The following is a 22565-nucleotide window of genomic DNA, read 5'->3' as shown; positions in this document are numbered from 1 at the left end:
GACCTTTGAGCGGGATTTACAGACAAGTGGCCAGTACCCGCACAAGCTGTTGCGCGCGCGGATCCATCAAGACGTACGGCCCCAGTGTATTTGTCACAAAACCGAAAGCCACATCGTGCTCCGGGTCAGCAAAACCGATGGAACCGCCAGCGCCCGGGTGCCCGAACGCTCGCGGGCCCAGGCCGAAGGTGGCATTGGGCACATCCGGTTGATCCAGCATGCAACCCAGGCCGAAGCGGGTTCGGGTCAGCAGGGTCTTGTCTTCGCCAAGGCTGTGCTCGCGGGTCAACTCGTCGAGCATTTCGCCTTCCAGCAGGCTGCCATCGAGCAGACCGGCATAAAACCCGGCCAGGCTGCGGGCGTTACCGTGGCCATTGGCCGCCGGTTGTTGCATGCGCCGCCATTCCGGTTTGTTGGTACTGGTCAGGACAGAAGGCGGGTTGGTGAAGGCGCGGGTGGTCATGGCGGTCGGCTCACGCATGGTGACTTGCAGCAGGCGCTGGGCCGCGGCATCACCGGCGTTGCCCTTGCCACGGGCGATATGCGCCACGCGGTGGAATTCCGCATCGGCCAGGCCGACGTGGAAGTCCAGCCCCAGAGGCTTGGCCACGCGGGCCACGATGGATTCACCCGGCCCGCGACCGTCGGCACGCCGCAGCAACTCGCCGATCAGCCAGCCATAGGTGATTGCCGCATAGCCATGGCCCTCACCCGGCGTCCACCAGGGGGCTTCGGCTGCCAGGGCGTCGACCATGGTTTGCCAGTCGTAAAGGGCTTCGGGGGCGAGCAGTTCGCGCAGCGCCGGCAATCCGGCCTGATGGCAGAGCAGTTGGCGCAGGGTCACGGATTCTTTGCCGGCCGCGGCAAACTCCGGCCAGTAACGGGCAACCGGTGCGTCCAGTTGCAGCTTGCCTTCTGCCACCAGTTGCAGGGCGGTGACAGCGGTGAAGGTTTTGGTGCAGGAGAACAGGTTGGCGATGGTGTCGCTGTGCCAGGCCTCGGCACCGTCTTTGTCGGCGGTACCGGACCACAGGTCCAGTACAGTCTCGCCACCGATCTTGATGCACAACGCCGCGCCACGTTCCTGGGGATCGTCGAACAGCGCCGCGAACGCTTCACGCACTGCCTCGAACTTAAGCTCGTAATGACCCTGAATCTGCACCCGCAACTCCCCGGTAAACACTCTACAAAGTGGTCCGCATTGTTCCAGCCCTTGAGGGTTTTGGGAACAGGGGCGGGCTGGGCGGTAAAACACCCTCAGAACTGATCAGAAATACAGTGCGCCGATAAAGGCGCCTTCGCGAGCAAGCCCGCTCCCACATGTTGACCGCGTTGTTGTGGGAGCGGGCTTGCTCGCGGTCTATCAGGACTCAATGGCCTTTGCCGGAATGCCCACCCGCGCCCTTCCCCGGGCCTTTACCCGCCTCGGCCTGACGCCCGCCTTCGACGTCATGGCTGGCCTTGTGGGCTTCGGCACTGGCTTTCTGCGCCTCCTTGGCCAATTGATCGACGGCCGCCAGGTTGCTCTTGCGCACGCTGTCGACAAAGCCCTGGAATGGCAGATCGGTAATGCCGACCAGGCCGAAGTGGCCGTTCTCGCCATCCAGCAGGCGTCCGGTGACGGGTTGATCGAGGTACTGGAACCAGTGCACACCGACAATCGACGGTTCGCTCAGCGCCTGTTTCAGGAAGTTCGCGTAGGCCGGGCCACGGTCCTCTTCCTTCGCCAATGGTGTCACGCCGCCCCAGAACGGACCGCGATCAGTCGAGCCGAAGTTGAATTCGGTGATCAGCACCGGCTTGTCGAGGCTGCGCAATGTGGCGAAATCGTAGCCGTCCTGCGGTTGCAGGGTGTACAGGTTGAAGCTCAACACATCGCAATACCGGGCGCAGGATTCAACCGCTTCTGGCGTACTGATGGCAAAGCGGCCACCGAGCAGCAACTGGTTCGGCGCGTGCCACTTGAGCGAGTCGGAAATGGTTTTGAAATAGGTGTCGGCGAAGACCTTCTGGAAGTATTTGAAGTCAGCCTCGATTTCCGGGTATTCGGCGCTTGGCAGCGGCGGCACGAAACCGGGATCTTCCATCAACTCCCAGGCTGGCAGGTCGATGCCCCAGGCCTTGGAAAGCCCCGCCTGGTTACGGTACTTGTCGCGCAGCTGCTTGAGGAATGCGCGCTTGGCCGGTACGTCGGTGGTCATTTTCAAGGTGCCGTAGGCCAGGGCGTAGCGGGCTTTCGGATCGTCGCCGGGGCCGGCCCAGGCCAGCTCGTTGTCGGCGTAGTAACCGATCAGCCATGGATCGTCGCGATGATCGCGGGCGGCGATGGCCACGGCGCGTTCGGTGGCCATGGCGAAACGCGGGTCGAACGGATCGGGCATGCCGCCCCACCAGTCGTTACCGGTGCTGATGCTGGCGTAATCGCCGACGATCGACAGCGGCAAGGTGTAGGGCACGCGTTCAGCCTCGCCCAGCGCCGGTGCGCTCCAGTTGCCAAGGGTGTTGAAGCCCCAGGCTTGCAAGCGATCGAGGGTCTGGCTGGCCCAGCGCTGTTCGTCAAACGCCGCTTTGCAGGGTTCGGCCGGTGCGGGCCCGGCCGCTTTCGCTGCCGTCGCCTGCACGGCATCGGCCTTGGCGGCTTCGGCAACACCGGATTCGGTCGATGCCTGAACAGGTTGTTCGGCCGCCTTCTCTGCGCTGGCTTCTACCGCGTCGGCCTTGGCCGCTTCGGCGACACCGGCCTTGGTATCGCTGCCCGGCGCACACGGATCGCCATACAGGCGTTGCAGGTTGGCGCCATAGAAGTCATACCAGCGTCCGGCATTGAAACCCCGCCCCTGATCGACGCCATTGCCGCCCCGGTTGTCGCCATCACCATAGTGGTTGGCCAGCGGCTCGTCGGCCTTGGGCAAGGATTCGAACATCCATTCGCGGCCGGCGATGTAAGTCTGGTTGACGTCGGCGGCGACGGTGTTGACCCCCAGCGAATAAAACGGATACCCCAGGGGCGTTACCAGATACCAGCGGCCATCGCGTTTTTCAGTGCGAAAAAAACCGCTGCCCTTGAATGCGGGGCCCTGGGTCCAGCCACCAAACTTGTCCAGCGATGCCTTATCGCGTTGGGCCAGCCAGGCTTTCAGTTGCGGCTGTTCCTTGGCCGCGGCGGATTTCAGTTGCTCGTCGCTGCCGACTTTTTCCGGCCACCTGGCCCGCGTCGATTGGCCATAAACGTCCACCAAACCGCCGTAGACGGCCTGGGTGACCGCCCCACCGTCCTGTACGCCGAAGCGTTCGAGCAAAATGCTTTGAGCGGCTTTCGGTTGATCCATCGACAGGCTGACCGACACCACCTGGCTGCGATCCAGCTCGCCGCTGCTGCTGGCCAGCAACACACGCTGGCCCTCAACCGTCGCCGGCATCGGCGGCCCGGCTTTCATGCCCTGGCTCAGCGGCGACGTCGCCACCAACGGCACCAGCAATGTCTGCGCGGGACCTGCCGGCAGGTCGATGCGGCTGACCAGGGTCTTGCCGTCATTGCTCTGGATTTGCACATAGAGGGTGATCGCCCAGTTCATCGCGCTCTGGATGCGCAGGCTCATCATCCCGGACTGCGACCAGTCCCAGGCACCGGTCTGCGGGGCCAGGCGCAAGGTCGGCCGGGCGACCGGGTTGAACGTCACCCGACGCAACACTTCGCCTTCGGCGGTTTGCTCGGCGTTGGCTTGTGGCAGGTCGGCGTTCTCGGTCGTTACGCGCACCACATCGGCGGGGCGGACAAAGTTGAACAGCGTCTGCTGGCCGGCAGGCGCCGCCAGCAACGGGGCAGAAAAGATCAAGGCCAATGCGGCAGGTAACGAACGGCGCAGCGAACGGCGAATCATGAGAACGAAATTCTCCCTAACGACCTCGATGGGCCAGTGGAACAGCGATGACAGAGAGATAGACAACGCGGCGGGCAGATTTGCCCACCGACGTATCAGGAAATTTCACGACGGAAGGGAGGCAACGCATTGAGGATCGCCTTGCCATAGCGCTGGGTGACCAGGCGCCGATCGAGCAAGGTGATGGTGCCGCGGTCTTCTTCGGTACGCAGCAAGCGGCCGCAGGCCTGGACCAGTTTCAGCGAGGCGTCCGGCACGGAGATTTCCATGAACGGGTTGCCGCCCCGGGCTTCGATCCACTCGGCCAGCGCCGCTTCGACCGGGTCGTCGGGCACGGAGAACGGAATCTTGGCGATGACCACGTGCTCGCAATAGGCGCCGGGCAAGTCGACCCCTTCGGCGAAACTCGCCAGGCCGAACAACACGCTCGAATCCCCGCCATCGACCCGTGCCTTGTGTTTGTTCAGGGTTTCCTGCTTGGACAGGTTGCCCTGGATGAACACCTGCTTGCGCCAGTCGCGGTCGAGGCCATCGAACACGTCCTGCATCTGTTTGCGCGAGGAAAACAGCACCAGCGTGCCCCGCGAACCTTCGACCAGTTGCGGCAGATCGCGGATGATCGCCGCCGTGTGCGCCGCCGCATCCCGGGGATCGGCGTTGAGGTTGGGCACTCGCAGCACGCCGGCGTCGGCGTGATGGAACGGGCTCGGCACGACCGCGGTCACGGCCTTTTTCGGCAGGCCGGCGCGCATGCGGAAACGGTCGAAGGTGCCCAGGGCGGTCAAGGTCGCCGAGGTCACCAGACAGCCATAGGCGACGTTCCACAGATTGCGCCGGAGCATTTCCGCGGCGAGGATGGGACTGGCGTTGACCTCGATGTCGAACAGCGAGCCGCTTTCGGCCAGGGTCAGCCAGCGCGCCATGGGCGGGTTGTCTTCCGGGTCTTCGACGGTGAACGCGGTCCACAACTCCCAGGTGCCGGAAGCACGGGACAACAGGCTGCCGAACAGCGGGTACCACTCCTCGGCCTGATTGCTGGCGATGCCGATGTTGACCTCGCCGTCCATGCCTTCCTTAAGCAGATCGGTAAGGCGCGTGAACAAATCGGTCAGGCGCGAATAGCCTTTCTTCAGCTCGATGCCCATCTCGCGCATGTGCTCGGGGATCACCCCGCCGACGAAACGGTGGCGCGGGCGTTCGCGGCCCTCGACGTCTTCGCCGGGCTTGAAATCGGCGATCTGCTCGCAGGCGGTGAACATGAATTGCTGCTGGGTCTTGATCTCGCGCGCCAGCTCCGGGACTTGCTCGATCAGCTTGCCCAGGTCTCCCGGCAGCGGGTGTTGGGCCAGCAGCTTGGTGAGGTTCTTGGCGGTGGTTTCCAGCCAGTCGGCGGTGGAGCGCAGGCGCGTGTAATGGGCGAAGTGGCCGATGGCCTTGTCCGGCAGGTGATGGCCTTCGTCGAATACGTAGATGGTGTCGCGCGGGTCCGGCAGCACGGCGCCGCCGCCCAGGGCCAGGTCAGCCAGCACCATATCGTGGTTGGTGACGATCACATCGACCTTGCCCATGCCTTCCCGAGCTTTGTAGAAGGCGCACTGGCCGAAATTCGGGCAATGGCGATTGGTGCACTGGCTGTGATCGGTGGTCAGGCGCGCCCAGTCGGCGTCTTCCAGGGCGGTGGACCAGCTGTCGCGGTCACCGTCCCACTTATTGCCGGCAAGTTTCTCGATCATGCTGGTAAACAGCTTCTGACTGGCCTCATCCACCTCGATCTTGAAGCCTTCTTCCTCGAACAGCTGCGCGGTGGCGGTCTGTGCGTGGCCTTCCTGGAGCAACATGTCGAGCTTGGACAGGCACATGTAGCGCCCCCGCCCCTTGGCCAGGGCGAAGCTGAAATTCAGCCCGCTGTTGCGCATCAGGTCGGGCAGATCCTTGTAGACGATCTGTTCCTGCAGGGCGACGGTGGCCGTGGCGATCACCAGGCGTTTGCCGGCAGCCTTGGCGGTGGGGATCGCCGCCAGGCTATAGGCCACGGTCTTGCCCGTACCGGTGCCGGCTTCCACCGCGACAATCGCGGGGTCGCCACTGCGCCGGCCTTCGTCGTCGGTGTCGATGTCCCCGAGGACCTTGGCGATTTCGGCGATCATCAGGCGTTGACCGTAGCGCGGCTTGAGGCTCTTGGCTTCGAGAAAACGCGAATAGGCGCCCTGGATCGTGGTTTTGAGTTCAGTGCTGATCATGGATTGTCTGGCGCAAAAAACGCTGGATATATTTTCAGTGGTTCGGATCGGCCGCTATCATACCCCGCTAATGAATCCCGCGCAGAACGGAGTACCCCAATGACCGCTTTTAGCCTTGTTTATAGCCTGCATCTCCTCGCCGCGCTGGTGTGGGTGGGTGGCATGTTTTTCGCCTGGATGGTCTTGCGCCCTGCGGCGATCAAGGCACTGGAGGGCCCTGCCCGGTTGAAGCTGTGGCTGGAAGTGTTTCAGGGTTTTTTCCGCTGGGTGTGGGGGGCGGTGGTGCTGTTGCCCGTCAGCGGCGTGGTCATGCTGAACCTGCATTTCTCAGGGTTTGAACTGGCGCCACGTTATGTGCAGGGGATGATGGGGCTGTATGTGGTGATGACGGCACTGTTCATCAGGATTCAGGCGTTGATGCTGCCGGAGTTGCGTGCGGCCGTTGAGGCGCAGGATTGGCCGGCGGGCGCGGCGGTGCTGGGACGGATTCGTCGGGTGGTGGGGATCAATCTGCTGGTGGGGTTGGTGGTGGTCGTATTGGCTGCGATGCGGCCAAGCTTCTGAAAGCATCGCGGGCCAGCCCGCTCCCACAGGACTGTGTGAATCCTGTGGGATCGGGCTGGCCCGCGACGGCTTTGATCAGGCAACAGCCATTTCAGAAAGTGTCTTACAACCGCTGCACCGTCACCGAACCCGCCGCCCCGGCAGTCCCGGGTTGCCCGTCAGCCCCGGGCTTGCCGCTCTTGCCGCCGTCGGCCTTATAGATGATGCAGCCCTTGGCCTTGCCGCCCGCGCCCGGCTTGCCGCCAGGACCGGCCAGGCCACCGGCACCGCCGGCCACCTGAACCTTGATCTGTTCCGCCGGGTAGTCGTGCGGTACTGCCAGCTTGACCAACGCGCCCGGCGCGCCTGGCTGGCCGTTACTGCCGTCGCTGCCATCGGCACCGCGGCCCGCCTGGCCCCAGGTGCAACCCGGTGCCTGGCCGTTGGCGCCGTCAAGGCCGACAAACCCTGGCGCACCCGCGCCACCGCGCGCATCCACCTGCAGTTGCGGTGCGTTCAAGGCCTTGATCTGCAAATTCAGGTTACGCCCGGAGCGAGCGGCTTTCTGGTAGGTGCCTGGCGCACCGCGAGCGGTAATCTGGCTGCCTTCGGACAACTGCGCACGGCTGACCTTCAATTCCAGCGGCTGTTCGCCGGGCACGATCGCGATCCGCGCATCACGCCCCAAATGCAGTTCGCCAACGGTGACTTCGGTCACGTTCGAGGGAATCAGTAATGTGCCGTAGTCGGCCACTTCCAGGCGCTCCAGCTGCAAGGTGCTGGCGGTGTTGGGCAGGCGCATCAGCGAGTTGGTTTCGACACTCACCACCTGGGCGCAGGCCAATGGGCTGATGAGTGCGGCGAGCAGACAGAATTTACGCATGGGAAGCCTTAGATGCGGTGGTAGCTGGAATGGTTTGCAGGTGGAAAACGCCGAAAAAGACAATCTTCAGGCGGTCACGCCATGGATGCTCGCGCCCCCGGAGGCTGCGATAGCACAGCAGCGCCTCAAGGAGATGCAGGACCGCCAGCAGGCTGCCGGCCAGGTTGACCAGCAGGTGCAGCGGATGGATGAACGGCATGAGCAGATTGACCAGCACCACCAACCAGAACAGCAGGGTTAACAGCTTCCCCAGCCCCCATAGCACCTTCATACGCTCCCCCGATGAGAATTATTCTTTGCGCGCACAGTAACGGCTTCCACGCGGGATAAGCCAGAGGGCAAGCGAAAATTCTTCATGAAGCCCGCCGAATGGCCGTCGAAACGCGATGAATCTTCGCCCGACGGCTCTATTTCGCGGCTCAGCGATTGATGTGCAGCTCTACGCGACGATTTTTCGCGCGGCCCTCTTCTGTCGCATTATCGGCCACCGGCTGACTTTCACCCTTGCCTTCGCTGGTGATCTTGTTCGGCGCCACGCCCTGGCTCAACAGGTATTCGGCGACGCTGCTGGCGCGACGCTCGGACAATGCCTGGTTATAGGCATCCGCTCCGACGCTGTCGGTATGTCCCACCACCTTGATGCTCACCACATCGGCGTCCAGCAGTTTGCTCATGATCGAATCGAGCTGGCTCTGCGCGTAGGGGGTCAGGTCCGATTTATTGAAGCCAAAAAACACGTCATTGCTCAACATGATGACTTCGGGCTGTACGGGCTCCGCCGGTTTCACGCTGGCCGGGTATTGCGGCAGCGGGCAACCGTGATGTTCCACAGGGGTATTGGCCGGGGTGTCGGGGCAGCGATCACGGCGGTCGAAAACGCCATCCTCGTCCTCGTCACCGTCCTGCGCGTAACAGATCAAACCACCGGTCAAGATACCGAGCGCCGCTCCACCGGCCGCCCAACCGCCACTTTCGATAGCGCCCAGGCCTCCGCCGACCAGTCCGCCAATGACGCTGCAGATCGGCCAGGTACGTTGATTGAGGGGGGCAGTGCCATCGCTGTGTGTAGCGCAACCGGTCAACAGGCTGCCAAGCAGCAGAACCGGCAAGACGGTCCGTGTGAGTTTGCTCATTTTGAAAGCTCCTGTGTCACCGGCCAATACCGGTTACACAGGAGTAAAGACCCGCATCCGCGACTGCACAAGCCACGGATGCGAGGGGCGCTAGCGCTGGATTTTGATTTCCGTGCGACGGTTTTGCGCGCGACCGTCAGCTGTTTTGTTGTCGGCAACCGGCTGGCTTTCACCCGCACCGGCGACAGACACAAAGTTACTGCGCGGCACGCCTTCCTGGATGAGGTACTCAACCACCGAGTGGGCGCGTTTATCCGACAGTTTCTGGTTGTAGGTATCGCTGCCCACGCTGTCGGTATGACCGGTAACGGTCAACTGGGCAGTCGGGGCTTCCGCTTTCAAACGGGTGGCAATCTTGTCGAGTACCAGTTTGTCCGAGGACGTGAGCGTGGCTTTATCGAACTGGAAGTGAACATCGCGGATGACGATGGTTTCTTCCTTGACCACCACGACCTCTTCAACCACTGGAGCAGGTGCTGGTGGTGGGCAACCATCGGCATCGACCTTCACGCCGCGAGGCGTGCCCGGGCACTTGTCGCGGCTATCCGGCACGCCATCGCCGTCTTCGTCGCCATCACCATGTACCCAGCAATAGGCCGCCGCCGTACCGCCGACGACCAGCGCCCCCCAACCTGCCCATGACGAACTCTCGGTAGCACCGAGACCCGCACCTACGACACCACCGACCGCCGCACAGGTCGGCCAGTCGGTTTTCTGCAAACCTGCGCAACCAGTCAACACACTGGTTAGCAGAACCAGGGGTAATGCTGTCCGAACTATGCTCATCTAGTTTTCTCCTGAAGGATCGGCTTAGAACCGATTCACGGAGTAAAGACCGGAGTTTTAATCTCCGCCAGCAATAGGCCATTGCTGTTTTGTCCCGTATTCACGGGAGATCGTCACATTTGCGGCAAACCCGCTCTAGGCTCGAACTGGCGGGCAGGCTAGTCTTGACACATCTGAGTGAGGATCTTCGATGATTGCTGGTATTTCTTCGCGCACGCCGCAACAGGCGCTGGCCGCTTTGCTGGATCGTTATGCCCCTTCGCGCCTGCTGCTGATCGGCGCCAGCGAGTTTCCCGCGCTTGAAGCGTTCAAGCTCGCACACCCCGATAGTTGTGTGGCGCACGCGGCACCGGGACCGTTGCCTGACGAATTGGCGGCACGGCGCTTTGATCTGGCGCTGGTGCTCGATTGCCTCGAACACTTGCCCAAGCGCGATGGCCTGAATTTGCTCGGCGGTATCCGCAACCTCAATGCCAGTCGCATCGCGGTCCTGGCCGACTTGCCCGCCAGCGGCTGGCAGGAGACGGATTTTTTCTCCCTGGCCCTGCAAGCCAGCGAACGCTTCCAGCGCGACGACCAGGTGCTGACCCTCTTTACCTATGATCTGCTTGACTACAAACAGGTACCCGACTGGCTCAACTCGCGTTTCTGGGCCAATCCGGAAAATTTCGGGAAATACTGGTGGTAACGCAATGAGTACATCCATTTGCCCTTGCGGCAGCGGCACCCTGCTCGACGCCTGCTGCGGTCATTACCATGCCGGTCACCCGGCGCCCTGCGCCGAAGCCCTGATGCGTTCGCGCTACAGCGCTTATGTGCTAGGCCTGATCGATTACCTGGTGGCAACCACCCTGCCCGCCCAGCAGACGGACCTTGATCGGCAGTCGATCAGTGACTGGAGCGCCCAAAGCACCTGGCTGGGTCTTGATGTGGAAAGCTCCGAAGTCCTCGGCGGGCAGCCGGAGCATGCCTTCGTCACCTTCACCGCGCGCTGGCACGATAGCGGCGGCGAACACAGTCACCGCGAGCGCTCCTCGTTCGTGCAGAACGCCGGCCGCTGGTATTTCATCGACCCCACCGTGCAACTCGATGTCGGGCGCAACGATGCCTGCCCCTGCGCCAGCGGGCAGAAGTTCAAGAAGTGCTGTTCGGGGTATTTCGGCGGCTGAAGCAGGGGCAAACGATCGCAGCCTGCGGCAGCTCCTACACTGGGGTTCAAGGGAGAACCGCGACCATGATCACCCGACGACTCACACGCTGCCTGCTCACCCTGACCCTGTGCCTGGGGCTCGGCGGCTGTGCGTCGTGGTTCAGCACCGATGAACCGGACCCGGAGGTGCATCTGGTCAAGGTGGAAGTCGTGCGGGCCAAGCTGATGGAGCAGCGGTTCGTGCTGCACTTTCGCATCGACAACCGCAACGACAGCGACCTGACCGTGCGCGGCATGGAGTACCGCATTCATCTGGGCAACATCCTGCTGGCCGAAGGCGAGCATGAACACTGGATCACTGTCAGCCCCAAGGGCAGTCGTTTCTACAAGGTGCCGATCCGCACCAACCTGTGGCCCAAGGTCAAAGACCTGGTCAAACAGCTCAAAAATTCCGAGCAGGGCATTCCCTATCGCCTGGAAGGCGAGATGGAAACCGGTTTATTCATCGCCCGCTACGTGCACCTGGCGCGTAATGGCGTGATAATCCCCGCCGATCTTATTCCGGAGTAACCCCGATGACCCAGCAACCCCATGTCCATGGCCCTGACTGCAACCACGATCATGACCACCATGATCACGACCATGGCCATGTCCACGGCCCGAACTGCGGCCACGCCCACCAGGAACCGGTGCGCAATGCCCTGAAAGACGTCGGCCGCAACGACCCTTGCCCTTGCGGCAACGGCAAGAAATTCAAGAAGTGCCACGGCGCTTGATGCTTCGGGCGAAGAACCTCTTCGCCTGATAGCCCGCTTTCGCGAGCAAGCCCGCTCCCACATTTGGAATGCGTTCCCCTGTGGGAGCGGGGGCGCGAAATGTTTCTATCAATTCAGAATCTGCGCCGTACTCACCACCGTCGCATACTCCCCGTGCAAATTCCCCAGCGACATCCCGTGCACCTCCTCGGCTGATCGGGCATTTCCAAAGAAGTCAGCCTTGTCGAAGGTAAAGCACGCATCCTCGGCCACCCAGGTATCAAACCCCAGGTTGCCCGCCGTTCTTGCCGTGGACTCCACCGAGTTGTGGGTCGCCACGCCGACGATGATCAACTGCCCGATCCCCGCCTCGCGCAGATACGCCTCCAGGGCCGTTGCACAAAACGCGTCCGGCACCTGTTTCTGAATCAGCCGCTCGCCCGCCAATGGCTGAAACCGCTCCTGAAACTCCACGCCTGACTGCTGTGGCCAGAACACCGAATCTTCTGAGCGGGACAAGTGTTGTACATGCACGATCGGCCGCCCGCTGCGGCGCCAGTGCACTAACAGTTCAAGAATGCGCTCCTCGGCCTGGGGATTATTCCGACGCCCGAGCCTGGGGTGCAGAATGCCTTTCTGTTGATCGATGATGATCAGTGCTGCGTTTTTCTTGAGCTCCATGCCCGTGTTGCTCCCGGAGATTGGGTTGAAGGCCGAAAGATCGCAGCCTTCGGCAACTCCTACAAGGTGTGCGCCAATCAATGCAGGAGCTGGCGCAGGCTGAGATCTTTTGAAATAACCTCGTCCCCCCGCTTGCGCGCCCTCCTCCCGCTCACTAACGTAGCGACTTTATTGCGCTACCACCCCCGCAGGAGCTTTGCCATGGCCTCGCCAGCCCTTACACATTTTCTACCCCGGTTCGGCGTTGCCGCAGCAGTGGCGGGGGTTTTGAGCCTGACCGGTTGTCAGACCTTCAATGCCCAGGACACCCTGCCACCCGTTTCCGGCGTACAGCCGCTCAAGGGTCTGGCACAGAACGTTTCGGTGCGACGCAATGCCATGGGCATGCCGTTGATCGAAAGCAGCACGTTCCACGACGCACTGTTTACCCTGGGCTACGTGCACGCCAGTGACCGCATCACGCAGATGGTCACCCTGCGCTTGCTGGCCCAGGGTCGCCTGGCGGAAATGCACGGTTCGGACCTGTTGGATGCCGACCGCTACATGCGCGCCGTCAACCTGAAGAAAAACGCCGGCGAGCTGTACAAGGCGTCTTCGCCGCGCCTCAAGCGGTTCTTCGAAGTCTATGCCCGCGGCGTCAACGCGTACCTGTTCCGCTACCGCGACAAACTTCCGGCCGACCTCGCCGCCACCGGCTACAAACCTGAATACTGGAAGCCGGAAGATTCGGCGCTGATTTTCTGCCTGCTGAACTTCAGCCAGTCGGCCAACCTGCCCGAAGAAATTGCCTCGCTGGTATTGGCCCAAACGGTCACCACCGACAAGCTGCCGTGGCTGACGCCTTCGGCCCCCGATGAACAATTGCCGTTGGCCGAAAGCGAAAAGCTGCAAAGCATCAAGCTCAACGGCCAGGTGCCGGGCCTGGCAGACATCAGCAAAGCCACCAGCCAGTTGTCTGACCTGAATCTGCTGGGCGCCACGTCGTCGAACAACTGGGCCATCGCCCCGCCACGCAGCCGCAGCGGTAAAAGCCTGCTGGCCAGCGACAGCCACGGCCCGATGGGTGTGCCTTCGTTGTTCAGCTACGTGCAGATTCGCGCACCGAAATATCAGGCGTCCGGCGTGACCATCGCCGGGTTGCCGATGGTATTGGGCGGGTTCAACGGCAAAGTGGCGTGGAGCATGACCACGGTCATGGGCGACAACCAGGACCTGTTCCTGGAGAAAATCAAGCGCCAGGGCAATGGCCTTGCCTATGAAGCCAACGGCAAATGGCAGCCTGCGATCGTGCGCAACGAAACTTACTTCATCAAAGGCCAGCGGCCGGTTCGCGAAGCCGTGTACGAAACCCGCCATGGCCCGTTGCTCAACAGCGCCCAGGGCCTGGCCCAGGGCAGCGGTTTCGGCCTGGCCTTGCAGACGCCGAGCTTCACCGACGATAAAACCCTGGACGCGTTTTTCGACCTGTCCCGTGCGCAGAATGTCGAGAGAGCGTCGGACGCCAGCCGCGAGATCCGCGCCATCGCCCTGAACCTGGTCTTTGCCGATGCCAGCAACATTGGCTGGCAGGTCACCGGCCGCTACCCGAATCGCCGCGAAGGTGAAGGCCTGTTGCCGTCGCCGGGTTGGGACGGCCGCTACGATTGGGACGGTTACGCCGACCCGATGCTGCACCCCTACGATCAGGACCCGGCGCAAGGCTGGCTCGGCACGGCCAACCAGCGGGTCATTCCCCATGGCTACGGCATGCAGCTGTCCAATTCCTGGTCGGCACCGGAACGCGGCGAGCGCCTGGCCGAACTGGCGGGCGTGGGCAAACATGACACCCGCAGCCTGATCGCCATGCAGTACGACCAGACCACCACCTTCGCCGCCAAGCTGAAGAAAATGCTCCAGGCGCCGGGCATGGCTCAACCGCTCAAGCAGGCCATTGACGCCCTGCCGGCTGGCGACCGCGACAAGGCGCGCGAGGCAATTACCCGCTTGATGGCGTTCGACGGCAAACTCAGCCCGACGTCCGCCGACGCCGCCCTCTACGAGCTGTTCCTGCAGGAAAGCACCCGCCAGATCTTCCTCGATGAACTGGGGCCGGAGAGCAGCCCGGCGTGGCAAGCCTTTATCGCCAACGGCAAGCTGTCCTATGCCGCACAGGCCGATCACCTGCTGGGGCGCGAAGACAGTCCGTTCTGGGATGACGTGCGCACCGCGCAGAAAGAAGACAAACCGGCGATCCTCGCCCGCAGCCTGGCCGCGGCGATCAGTGCCGGCGACCAGCAGCTGGGTGGCGCTCACAACGCCTGGCAGTGGGGCAAACTGCACCGCTATGAGTGGAAAAACAGCAGTGGCCAGGTGGTGCGCGGTCCGCTGCCGGCCGGCGGCGACCACACCACACTCAATACCGCCGCGTTCGCCTGGGGCCAGGACTTCAACACCACGCGGGTGCCGGCCATGCGTTTTATTGTCGACTTTGGCCAGGCCGAACCGCTGACGGGCCAGCTCGCCACCGGCCAGTCCGGCAACCCGGCCAGCCCCTACTACCTGAACAGCATCGATCCGTGGCTGAAAGGGCAATACATGAGCCTGCCAATGCAGCCGCAGAATTTCGACAAAGCCTACGGCAACCAGCGGTTGACCCTGACACCGGGTAAATAACAGCCGACACGGACCTAATGTGGGAGCGGGCTTGCTCGCGAAGGCGCTATACCAGTCGACATGGATCATGACTGTGACTGCGCTTTCGCGAGCAAGCCCGCTCCCACATTTGAATAGTGTTGGTCCTGAAAATCGATAGAACTTCTGCCCCCGCACCCACCTCTCACCTGACAAGCCCCTCCATTTGGGTGACACCGTGGACCTTGTCATCGCACGTCCCGAAGGCCTGTACTGTCCCGCTGGCGATTTCTATATCGACCCGTGGCGTCCGGTCGAGCGCTCGGTCATCACCCATGCCCACGGCGACCATGCGCGCAGCGGTAACCACCATTATCTGGCAGCGACCGCCGGCGAAGGGATTCTGCGCGCGCGATTGGGCCAGGACCTCAACCTGCAAACGCTGGCCTATGGCGAGCCATTGAGCCACCACGGCGTCACCCTGAGTTTCCACCCCGCCGGCCACGTGCTCGGCTCGGCCCAGGTGCGCCTGGAACATGGCGGCGAAGTCTGGGTCGCCTCCGGTGACTACAAAATCGAACCCGACGGCACCTGCGCGCCGTTCGAACCGGTGCGTTGCCACACCTTCATCACCGAGTCGACCTTCGGCCTGCCGATCTATCGCTGGCAACCCCAGGCGCAGGTGTTTGCCGAAATCAATCAGTGGTGGCAAGCCAATGCCGCGCAGGACAAGGCCAGCGTGCTGTTCTGTTACGCCTTCGGCAAGGCCCAGCGCATTCTCCACGGCATCGACGCCAGCCTCGGCCCGATCCTCGCCCATGGTTCGGTTGAACCGCTGAACCGGGTTTACCGCGAGAGCGGTGTCTACCTGCCGCCGACGATTTACGCCGGCGAGGTCAAAAAAACCGACCCGATGATGCGCAAGGCGCTGGTCATCGCCCCGCCCTCGGCGGGCGGCAGCACCTGGATGCGTCGCTTCGGCGATTTCAGCGACGGCTTCGCCAGCGGCTGGATGCGGCTGCGGGGCACCCGTCGGCGGCGCGGCGTGGATCGTGGCTTCGTGTTATCCGATCACGCGGATTGGCCGGGCCTGCTCTGGGCCATCGAACAGACCGGTGCCGAGCGGGTAATGGTCACCCACGGCTCCATCGCCGTGCTGGTGCGTCATCTGCGGGAAAAAGGCCTCGATGCCCAAGGCTTCAATACCGAATACGGCGACGATGAAGAAGAGCAGTCGACTGCCGACCCCGAACCCACCGAGGCGCTGCCATGAAGGCCTTCGCCGAGTTGTACGCCGAACTGGACGCCACCACCTCAAGCAACGCCAAACTGGCCGCGATGCAAGCTTATTTTGCGAAAGCCGCACCGGAAGACGCCGCGTGGGCCGTGTATTTCCTCTCCGGCGGGCGGCCCAGGCAATTGATCCCGGTGCGGGTCCTGCGTGAGCTGGCGGTGGCGTATTCCGGCCTGTCTGCGTGGTTGTTCGAGGAAAGCTATCAAGCCGTGGGCGATATGGCGGAAACCATTTCACTGGTGCTGCCCGAGTCGCCCCACACGTCCACCGACGGACTGGCGACGTGGATCGAAGACAAACTCCTGCCGTTGCGCGGCGAACCTCCCGAAGTGCTCGCCGAACGCCTGCCCGGACTCTGGGCGCAACTGGACCGCGCCAGCCTGATGCTCTGCATCAAGTTGATCACCGGCAGTTTCCGCGTCGGGGTCTCCAAACTGCTGGTGACCCGCGCGCTCGCGGCCATGGCACAGCTGGACAGCAAGCGCGTGGCCCAGCGGCTGGTGGGCTACACCGACCTCTCCCACCGCCCCAGCGCGGCCAGCTACTTGAAACTGATCGCCCCGGAATCGTCCGACGAGCATGCCCAGCGCGGCGGCCAGCCGTATCCGTTTTTTCTCGCCCACGCCCTGGCACAACCGGTCGAGCAATTCGACGCCCTGCTCGGCCCTCCCGGCCAATGGCAGGTGGAGTGGAAATGGGATGGCATCCGCGCCCAAGTGGTCAAGCGCGAGGGACGACTGTGGATCTGGTCGCGGGGTGAAGAGTTGGTCACCGAGCGATTCCCCGAACTGGAAAGCCTGATTCATTGCCTGCCCGACGGCACGGTGATCGACGGCGAGATCGTCGCCTGGAAACCCCGTCACGCCGAGACCGAAGATGCCTTCGACCCGCCACGGCCGAACGAACCGTCCGTGCAACCTTTCGCCCTGCTGCAGCAGCGAATCGGTCGCAAGACCCTGAGCAAAAAAATCCTCGGTGACGTGCCCGTGGTCCTCCTCGCCTACGACTTGCTCGAATGGAAAGGCGATGACTGGCGCACCCAGCCGCAAGCGCGGCGGCGCACGCAACTGGAGCAGCTCATCGCCCACTGCCATCACCCGGTGTTGCTCGCCTCGCCCTTGCTGGCCGGCGAAGACTGGCAGGACCTCGCCCGGCAACGGGAGGCGTCTCGCCAGCTTGGGGTGGAGGGCATGATGCTCAAGGATCGGAATGCCCAGTACGGCGTCGGTCGAACCAAGGACGTGGGGGTCTGGTGGAAATGGAAAGTCGACCCGTTCAGCGTCGACGCGGTGCTCATTTACGCGCAGCGCGGTCACGGGCGCCGGGCCAGTCTCTACAGCGATTACACCTTCGCCGTCTGGGACGGCCCGCCCGACGCCCGCGAACGCGCGCTGGTGCCGTTCGCCAAGGCTTACTCGGGGCTGACCGATGAAGAAATGCGCAAGGTCGACAACATTGTTCGCAAGACCACGGTGGAAAAATTCGGCCCGGTGATCAGTGTCAAACCGAGCCTGGTGTTTGAGCTGGGGTTCGAGGGGATTGCCCTGTCCAAGCGACACAAGAGCGGCATTGCGGTGCGATTTCCACGGATGCTGCGCTGGCGGCAGGACAAAACCGTCGAAGAAGCGGACAACCTGGCGACCTTGCAGGATTTACTCGCCTAGTTTGTTGATCGTCCCACGCGGAGCTTGGGACGATCAGAATCGCATCGGTCTGATCCAAAAAAGTGCAGCCCTTCCACGCCGCCCATTTTCGTGCACTAATCCCATCCGGCAATTTCCCGGACACCTTTTAAACGCTTGTTCGGCACTCTGGTTCGGAAATTGCTACTTTCATTAGGTCTTACGCTTACCAGTAACAATAATTCTGCGCCACAAGCGCTCATATTGGTTCTTAGGGATTGAATAATGAAAAAAGCATTGCTGACCCTTTCTGCACTGGCATTGTGCGTAGCTGCTGGCTCTGCGCTGGCAAAGGAATACAAGGAACTGCGTTTCGGCGTTGACCCTTCGTACGCACCGTTCGAGTCGAAAGCGGCCGACGGCAACCTGGTGGGTTTCGATATCGATCTGGGCAACGCGATCTGCGCCGAGTTGAAGGTCAAGTGCAAATGGGTCGAAAGTGATTTCGACGGCATGATTCCTGGCCTCAAAGCCAATAAATTCGACGGCGTGATCTCTTCGATGACCGTCACCCCGGCCCGCGAAAAAGTCATCGACTTCTCTGGCGAGCTGTTCTCCGGCCCAACCGCCTACGTGTCCAAAAAAGGTTCTGGCATCACCGCAGACGTCGCTTCGTTGAAGGGCAAGACCGTGGGCTACGAGCAAGGCACCATTCAGGAAGCCTATGCCAAGGCCGTTCTGGACAAGGCCGGCGTGAAAACCCAGGCCTATCAGAACCAGGACCAGGTGTATTCCGACCTGACTTCCGGTCGTCTCGACGCTGGCATCCAGGACATGCTGCAAGCCGAACTGGGCTTCCTGAAGTCTCCACAGGGTGCCGATTATGATGTCAGCAAGCCCGTCGACAGCGAATTGCTGCCAGCCAAAACCGCGATCGGCATTAAGAAAGGTAACACCGAGCTGAAAGCGCTTTTGGATAAAGGTATCAAAGCGTTACACGATGATGGCACCTACGCCACCATTCAGAAAAAACACTTCAACGATCTGAATCTGTACAGCGGCAAATAATGCCCGGCGCCCATCTCGCGATGGGCGCTTTTTTCACCCGATCAGGTTGCTGATTTATGTTCGAAAACCTCCTGCAAAATCTGGGGCTCTCCGCCTTCAGCCTCAAGGGCTTCGGTCCGCTGCTGATGGAAGGCACCTGGATGACCATCAAATTATCGGCAATGTCGCTGCTGGTGGCCGTGTTACTCGGCCTGCTCGGCGCCAGTGCCAAACTGTCCAGGGTCAAACTGCTGCGCCTGCCCGCCCAGTGCTACACCACGCTGATTCGCGGGGTGCCGGACCTGGTGCTGATGCTGCTGATTTTCTACAGCCTGCAAACCTGGCTGACGTCGCTGACCGATTACCTGGAATGGGAATACATCGAGATTGACCCGTTCAGCGCCGGGGTACTGACCCTGGGCTTCATCTATGGCGCGTACTTCACCGAAACCTTCCGTGGCGCCATCCTCGCCGTGCCGCGCGGCCAGGTCGAAGCGGCCACCGCCTACGGCCTCAAGCGCGGTCAGCGTTTCCGGATCGTGGTGTTCCCGCAAATGATGCGTTATGCCCTGCCGGGTATCGGCAACAACTGGATGGTGATGCTCAAGGCCACCGCACTGGTGTCGATCATTGGCCTGGCCGACCTGGTCAAGGCTGCCCAGGACGCCGGTAAAAGCAGCTATCAACTGTTCTACTTCCTGGTGCTCGCCGCCCTGATCTACCTGGTGATCACCAGCGTCTCCAACTTCGTGCTGCGCTGGCTGGAACGCCGTTACGCCGCCGGCACACGGGAGGCCGTACGATGATCGAACTCCTGCAGGAATACTGGAGGCCCTTCCTCTACAGCGACGGCCAGAACATCACCGGCCTGGCCATGACCCTGTGGCTGCTCAGCGCATCGATTTTCTTCGGTTTCATCGTCTCGATCCCGCTGTCCATCGCCCGGGTTTCGCCACGCGCCTACATTCGCTGGCCGGTGCAGTTCTACACGTACCTGTTCCGAGGCACGCCGCTGTATATCCAGTTGCTGATCTGCTACACGGGGATTTACAGCCTGGCCGCGGTGCGCGCGCAACCGGTCCTCGACAGCTTTTTCCGCGATGCGATGAACTGCACCATCCTGGCGTTCGCCCTGAACACCTGCGCCTACACCACGGAGATTTTCGCCGGGGCGATTCGCAGCATGGCCCACGGTGAAGTCGAAGCGGCCAAGGCCTATGGCCTCACAGGCTGGAAGCTGTATGCCTACGTGATCATGCCGTCGGCCCTGCGTCGCTCGTTGCCGTACTACAGCAACGAAGTGATTCTGATGCTGCACTCGACCACGGTGGCGTTCACCGCGACCATCCCGGACATCCTGAAAGTCGCCAGGGACGCCAACTCGGCGACCTTCCTGACCTTCCAGTCGTTCGGCATCGCCGCGCTGATCTACCTGACCATCACCTTTGCGCTGGTCGGCCTGTTCCGTCTCGCCGAACGCCGATGGCTGGCTTTCCTCGGGCCGACCCACTAGGTCCTATTTGTTTCAGGAAACAACGAATGCGCCACCAGATACATGACCTGCTGGCCCCGCTGCCGGGGACAGCACGACAGATCCACAGCTTCCACTTCGGCCCGACCTCGGCGCCTGGCGTGACAAGCGCCCGGGGCAAGATCTATATCCAGTCGTCCCTGCATGCCGACGAGATGCCCGGCATGCTGGTCGCCTGGCACCTCAAGCAACGCCTGGCGGAACTGGAAGCCGCTGGCCGCCTGCGCAGCGAAATCGTCCTGGTCCCGGTCGCCAACCCGATCGGCCTGGAACAGGTGCTGATGGATGTGCCGCTGGGCCGCTACGAGCTGGAGAGCGGGCAGAACTTCAACCGCTGGTTCGTCGATTTGAGCGAAGAGGTCGGCAACGACATCGAAGGCCAACTCGGCGACGACCCGCAACACAACCTGCAACTGATCCGCAACAGCCTGCGCAACGCGCTGGCCCGGCAGACCGCCAGCACTCAGCTGCAATCCCAGCGCCTGACCCTGCAACGCCTGGCGTGCGATGCCGACATGGTGCTGGACCTGCATTGCGATTTCGAAGCGGTCGCGCACCTTTACACCACGCCCGACGCCTGGCCGCTGGTCGAGCCGCTGGCGCGCTACATCGGTTCCGAAGCCAGCCTGCTGGCGACCGATTCCGGCGGTCAGTCGTTCGACGAATGTTTCACGCTGCTGTGGTGGCAATTGAAGGAGCGCTTCGGCGAACACTTTGATATTCCGCCGGGAAGCTTTTCGGTCACCGTCGAACTGCGCGGCCAGGGCGACGTCAATCACCCGCTGGCCAGCCTCGACAGCCAGGCGCTGATCGACTACCTGGTTCACTTCGGCGCGATCGCCGGCGAACCCGCTCCCTTGCCCGACCTGCCCTACCCGGCCACCCCGCTGGCCGGTGTCGAGCCCGTGGCCACGCCGGTCGGCGGATTGCTGGTGTTTACCGCGTTGCCGGGGGAATACCTGGAAGCCGGGCAACTGATCGCCGAAATCATCGATCCGATTTCTGACCGTGTTACCCCCGTCCATTGCACCGCCGCCGGCTTGATGTACGCCCGTTCGCTGCGGCGCATGGCCACGGCTGGCATGGTGATCGCCCACGTCGCGGGCGCCGAAGCCTATCGCAGCGGCTACCTACTTTCGCCTTGAGGATGCTTGTTCCATGTACAAACTGACCATTGAAGGCCTGCATAAAAGCTATGGCGATCATGAGGTGCTCAAAGGCGTTTCGCTCAAGGCCAACACCGGCGACGTCATCAGCCTGATCGGCGCCAGCGGCTCGGGCAAAAGTACGTTCCTGCGCTGCATCAACTTTCTCGAACAACCCAACGACGGCGCCATGAGCCTGGACGGCCAGGCGATCCGCATGGTCAAGGATCGCCATGGCATGCACGTCGCCGATCCCGATGAACTGCAACGCATCCGCACCCGCCTGGCCATGGTGTTCCAGCACTTCAACCTGTGGAGCCACATGACCGTGCTGGAAAACATCACCATGGCACCACGCCGGGTGCTGGGTTGCAGCAAGCAGGAAGCCGAGGACCGTGCCCGTCGTTACCTGGACAAAGTCGGGCTGCCGGCGCGGGTAGCCGATCAGTACCCGGCGTTTCTTTCCGGCGGTCAGCAACAGCGCGTGGCGATTGCCCGGGCGCTGGCGATGGAGCCGGAAGTCATGCTGTTCGACGAACCGACCTCGGCCCTGGACCCGGAGCTGGTGGGCGAAGTGCTGAAGGTGATCCAGGGCCTGGCCGAAGAAGGGCGGACCATGATCATGGTCACCCACGAAATGAGCTTCGCGCGCAAAGTGTCGAGCCAGGTGCTGTTTCTGCATCAAGGCCTGGTGGAAGAAGAAGGCGCGCCGGAAGACGTGCTGGGTAATCCGAAGAGCGAACGCCTGAAGCAGTTCCTGAGCGGCAACCTGAAGTAGCCGTTTCTCTTGAACCGGAAGCCGGCCTGCCCGGTTTCCGTGTCAAGAGAACGGGTGTTCCAGCCTGAAAATGCCGTTCTCGATATCGAAGCCATCGGCATCAATTCCGCTGAAGCTTCCGCAAAAGTGCGCATCTCCGCCCACCTTCAGCTCAAGCCGGCCACGATAAAGTTCCGCTTCGCAATGGCCTGTCACATGGATGATCATGGGCGCACGTTCGCTGAGTCCCAGACTGAAACTGCCGCTCTCGATGGCTGCCGGCAAATGGATGTGAAACGCCCTGCCTTGCCCGTCACTCGCCTCGATGCAGTGCACGCCGGCCCGTTCGTAATAACAAAGCCCTTGCGTCACACGAAACACTTCAGGACCGTTGTCCGTCATCACCTCGGCACTCAATGTTCCCGGTCGATGTCTGCTCATCTGCATTCCCTTTTTTCAGATCCATGGATAACTGTCCGGCTCGACTGTTCGCACGACGAGCAGGGC

Annotated in this window: 22 protein-coding genes; 13 read left to right on the top strand and 9 right to left on the bottom strand. The window is 62.1% G+C overall.

Translation table 11 applies throughout. The features are described 5' to 3' along the window. Positions 1–16: 16 nt before the first annotated feature. The 3 genes from F8N66_RS08575 to dinG all read right to left on the bottom strand — a co-directional run bounded on the left by F8N66_RS08575 (position 17) and on the right by dinG (position 6121). Complete coding sequence (locus F8N66_RS08575) at positions 17–1162, bottom strand: serine hydrolase domain-containing protein (RefSeq protein WP_150769759.1); 1146 nt, start codon at positions 1160–1162, stop codon at positions 17–19. Positions 1163–1370: 208 nt separating this feature from the next. Then, complete coding sequence (locus F8N66_RS08570) at positions 1371–3881, bottom strand: beta-agarase (protein ID WP_150769758.1); 2511 nt, start codon at positions 3879–3881, stop codon at positions 1371–1373. Between the two features lie 95 nt (positions 3882–3976). Next, entirely contained in the window at positions 3977–6121 is a 2145-nt protein-coding gene (gene dinG / locus F8N66_RS08565; RefSeq protein WP_150769757.1) for an ATP-dependent DNA helicase DinG, read from the bottom strand. A gap of 99 nt (positions 6122–6220) precedes the next feature. On the opposite strand from dinG, the gene F8N66_RS08560 reads away from it, so the two are divergent. Then, complete coding sequence (locus tag F8N66_RS08560) at positions 6221–6685, top strand: CopD family protein (protein WP_150769756.1); 465 nt, start codon at positions 6221–6223, stop codon at positions 6683–6685. 103 nt (positions 6686–6788) lie between these two features. Here the strand turns inward: F8N66_RS08560 and F8N66_RS08555 are convergent, their stop codons facing one another. The 4 genes from F8N66_RS08555 to F8N66_RS08540 all read right to left on the bottom strand — a co-directional run bounded on the left by F8N66_RS08555 (position 6789) and on the right by F8N66_RS08540 (position 9466). Continuing rightward, on the bottom strand, positions 6789–7547 hold the full coding sequence (locus F8N66_RS08555; RefSeq protein WP_150769755.1) for a collagen-like protein: 759 nt from the start codon (positions 7545–7547) through the stop codon (positions 6789–6791). Further along, the gene (locus F8N66_RS08550; protein ID WP_150769754.1) at positions 7540–7818 is read right to left on the bottom strand and encodes a DUF1145 domain-containing protein; all 279 of its coding nucleotides are present in this window, start codon (positions 7816–7818) and stop codon (positions 7540–7542) included. The genes F8N66_RS08555 and F8N66_RS08550 overlap by 8 nt, the downstream gene beginning before the upstream one ends. Positions 7819–7966: 148 nt before the next feature. Continuing rightward, positions 7967–8680: an OmpA family protein gene (locus tag F8N66_RS08545; protein WP_150769753.1), complete on the bottom strand. Its 714-nt coding sequence runs from the start codon at positions 8678–8680 to the stop codon at positions 7967–7969. A gap of 90 nt (positions 8681–8770) precedes the next feature. Then, positions 8771–9466, bottom strand: coding sequence for an OmpA family protein (locus F8N66_RS08540; RefSeq protein WP_150769752.1), 696 nt, complete (start codon positions 9464–9466; stop codon positions 8771–8773). A 190-nt stretch (positions 9467–9656) separates the two neighbouring features. Here F8N66_RS08540 and F8N66_RS08535 point away from each other — a divergent pair, with 190 nt between their 5' ends. The 4 genes from F8N66_RS08535 (at position 9657) to F8N66_RS08520 (ending at position 11392) form a co-directional block, all read left to right on the top strand. Next, positions 9657–10154 carry a DUF6231 family protein gene (locus F8N66_RS08535; protein ID WP_150769751.1) on the top strand — a complete coding sequence of 166 codons (498 nt, stop codon included), beginning with the start codon at positions 9657–9659 and terminating at the stop codon, positions 10152–10154. 4 nt (positions 10155–10158) lie between these two features. Beyond that, positions 10159–10635: a YchJ family protein gene (locus tag F8N66_RS08530; protein ID WP_150769750.1), complete on the top strand. Its 477-nt coding sequence runs from the start codon at positions 10159–10161 to the stop codon at positions 10633–10635. A 65-nt stretch (positions 10636–10700) separates the two neighbouring features. Then, positions 10701–11186, top strand: a complete 486-nt coding sequence (locus tag F8N66_RS08525; protein ID WP_150769749.1) for an LEA type 2 family protein — start codon at positions 10701–10703, stop codon at positions 11184–11186. A 5-nt stretch (positions 11187–11191) separates the two neighbouring features. Beyond that, entirely contained in the window at positions 11192–11392 is a 201-nt protein-coding gene (locus tag F8N66_RS08520) for an SEC-C metal-binding domain-containing protein (RefSeq protein WP_034146774.1), read from the top strand. A gap of 108 nt (positions 11393–11500) precedes the next feature. On the opposite strand, the gene F8N66_RS08515 is transcribed toward F8N66_RS08520, so the two are convergent. Beyond that, positions 11501–12052 (bottom strand): cysteine hydrolase family protein, encoded by a 552-nt coding sequence (locus F8N66_RS08515; RefSeq protein WP_150769748.1) that lies wholly within the window; start codon positions 12050–12052, stop codon positions 11501–11503. A 201-nt stretch (positions 12053–12253) separates the two neighbouring features. Between F8N66_RS08515 and F8N66_RS08510 the strand changes: the two genes are divergently transcribed. The 8 genes from F8N66_RS08510 to F8N66_RS08475 all read left to right on the top strand — a co-directional run bounded on the left by F8N66_RS08510 (position 12254) and on the right by F8N66_RS08475 (position 22079). After that, positions 12254–14704, top strand: coding sequence for a penicillin acylase family protein (locus tag F8N66_RS08510; protein ID WP_150769747.1), 2451 nt, complete (start codon positions 12254–12256; stop codon positions 14702–14704). 196 nt (positions 14705–14900) lie between these two features. After that, complete coding sequence (locus F8N66_RS08505) at positions 14901–15935, top strand: ligase-associated DNA damage response exonuclease (RefSeq protein ID WP_150769746.1); 1035 nt, start codon at positions 14901–14903, stop codon at positions 15933–15935. Continuing rightward, positions 15932–17620, top strand: coding sequence for an ATP-dependent DNA ligase (locus tag F8N66_RS08500; RefSeq protein WP_150769745.1), 1689 nt, complete (start codon positions 15932–15934; stop codon positions 17618–17620). The genes F8N66_RS08505 and F8N66_RS08500 overlap by 4 nt, the downstream gene beginning before the upstream one ends. 243 nt (positions 17621–17863) lie before the next feature. Beyond that, positions 17864–18646 carry a transporter substrate-binding domain-containing protein gene (locus tag F8N66_RS08495; RefSeq protein ID WP_150769744.1) on the top strand — a complete coding sequence of 261 codons (783 nt, stop codon included), beginning with the start codon at positions 17864–17866 and terminating at the stop codon, positions 18644–18646. Between the two features lie 56 nt (positions 18647–18702). Beyond that, on the top strand, positions 18703–19431 hold the full coding sequence (locus F8N66_RS08490) for an ABC transporter permease (RefSeq protein ID WP_150769743.1): 729 nt from the start codon (positions 18703–18705) through the stop codon (positions 19429–19431). Beyond that, positions 19428–20138, top strand: coding sequence for an ABC transporter permease (locus tag F8N66_RS08485; protein WP_150769742.1), 711 nt, complete (start codon positions 19428–19430; stop codon positions 20136–20138). The genes F8N66_RS08490 and F8N66_RS08485 overlap by 4 nt, the downstream gene beginning before the upstream one ends. A gap of 26 nt (positions 20139–20164) precedes the next feature. Next, the gene (locus F8N66_RS08480) at positions 20165–21301 is read left to right on the top strand and encodes a succinylglutamate desuccinylase/aspartoacylase family protein (RefSeq protein WP_150769741.1); all 1137 of its coding nucleotides are present in this window, start codon (positions 20165–20167) and stop codon (positions 21299–21301) included. Positions 21302–21314: 13 nt separating this feature from the next. Continuing rightward, positions 21315–22079 carry an ABC transporter ATP-binding protein gene (locus F8N66_RS08475; protein WP_056856146.1) on the top strand — a complete coding sequence of 255 codons (765 nt, stop codon included), beginning with the start codon at positions 21315–21317 and terminating at the stop codon, positions 22077–22079. Positions 22080–22121: 42 nt separating this feature from the next. On the opposite strand, the gene F8N66_RS08470 is transcribed toward F8N66_RS08475, so the two are convergent. Next, positions 22122–22499: a hypothetical protein gene (locus tag F8N66_RS08470; RefSeq protein WP_224790452.1), complete on the bottom strand. Its 378-nt coding sequence runs from the start codon at positions 22497–22499 to the stop codon at positions 22122–22124. Positions 22500–22565 lie beyond the last annotated feature (66 nt).

Source organism: Pseudomonas fluorescens (genome assembly GCF_902498195.1).
Lineage (GTDB): Bacteria > Pseudomonadota > Gammaproteobacteria > Pseudomonadales > Pseudomonadaceae > Aquipseudomonas > Aquipseudomonas fluorescens_BU.
The sequence above is the reverse complement of the archived record's forward strand: the minus strand, read 5'-3'. Positions and strand labels throughout refer to the sequence as shown.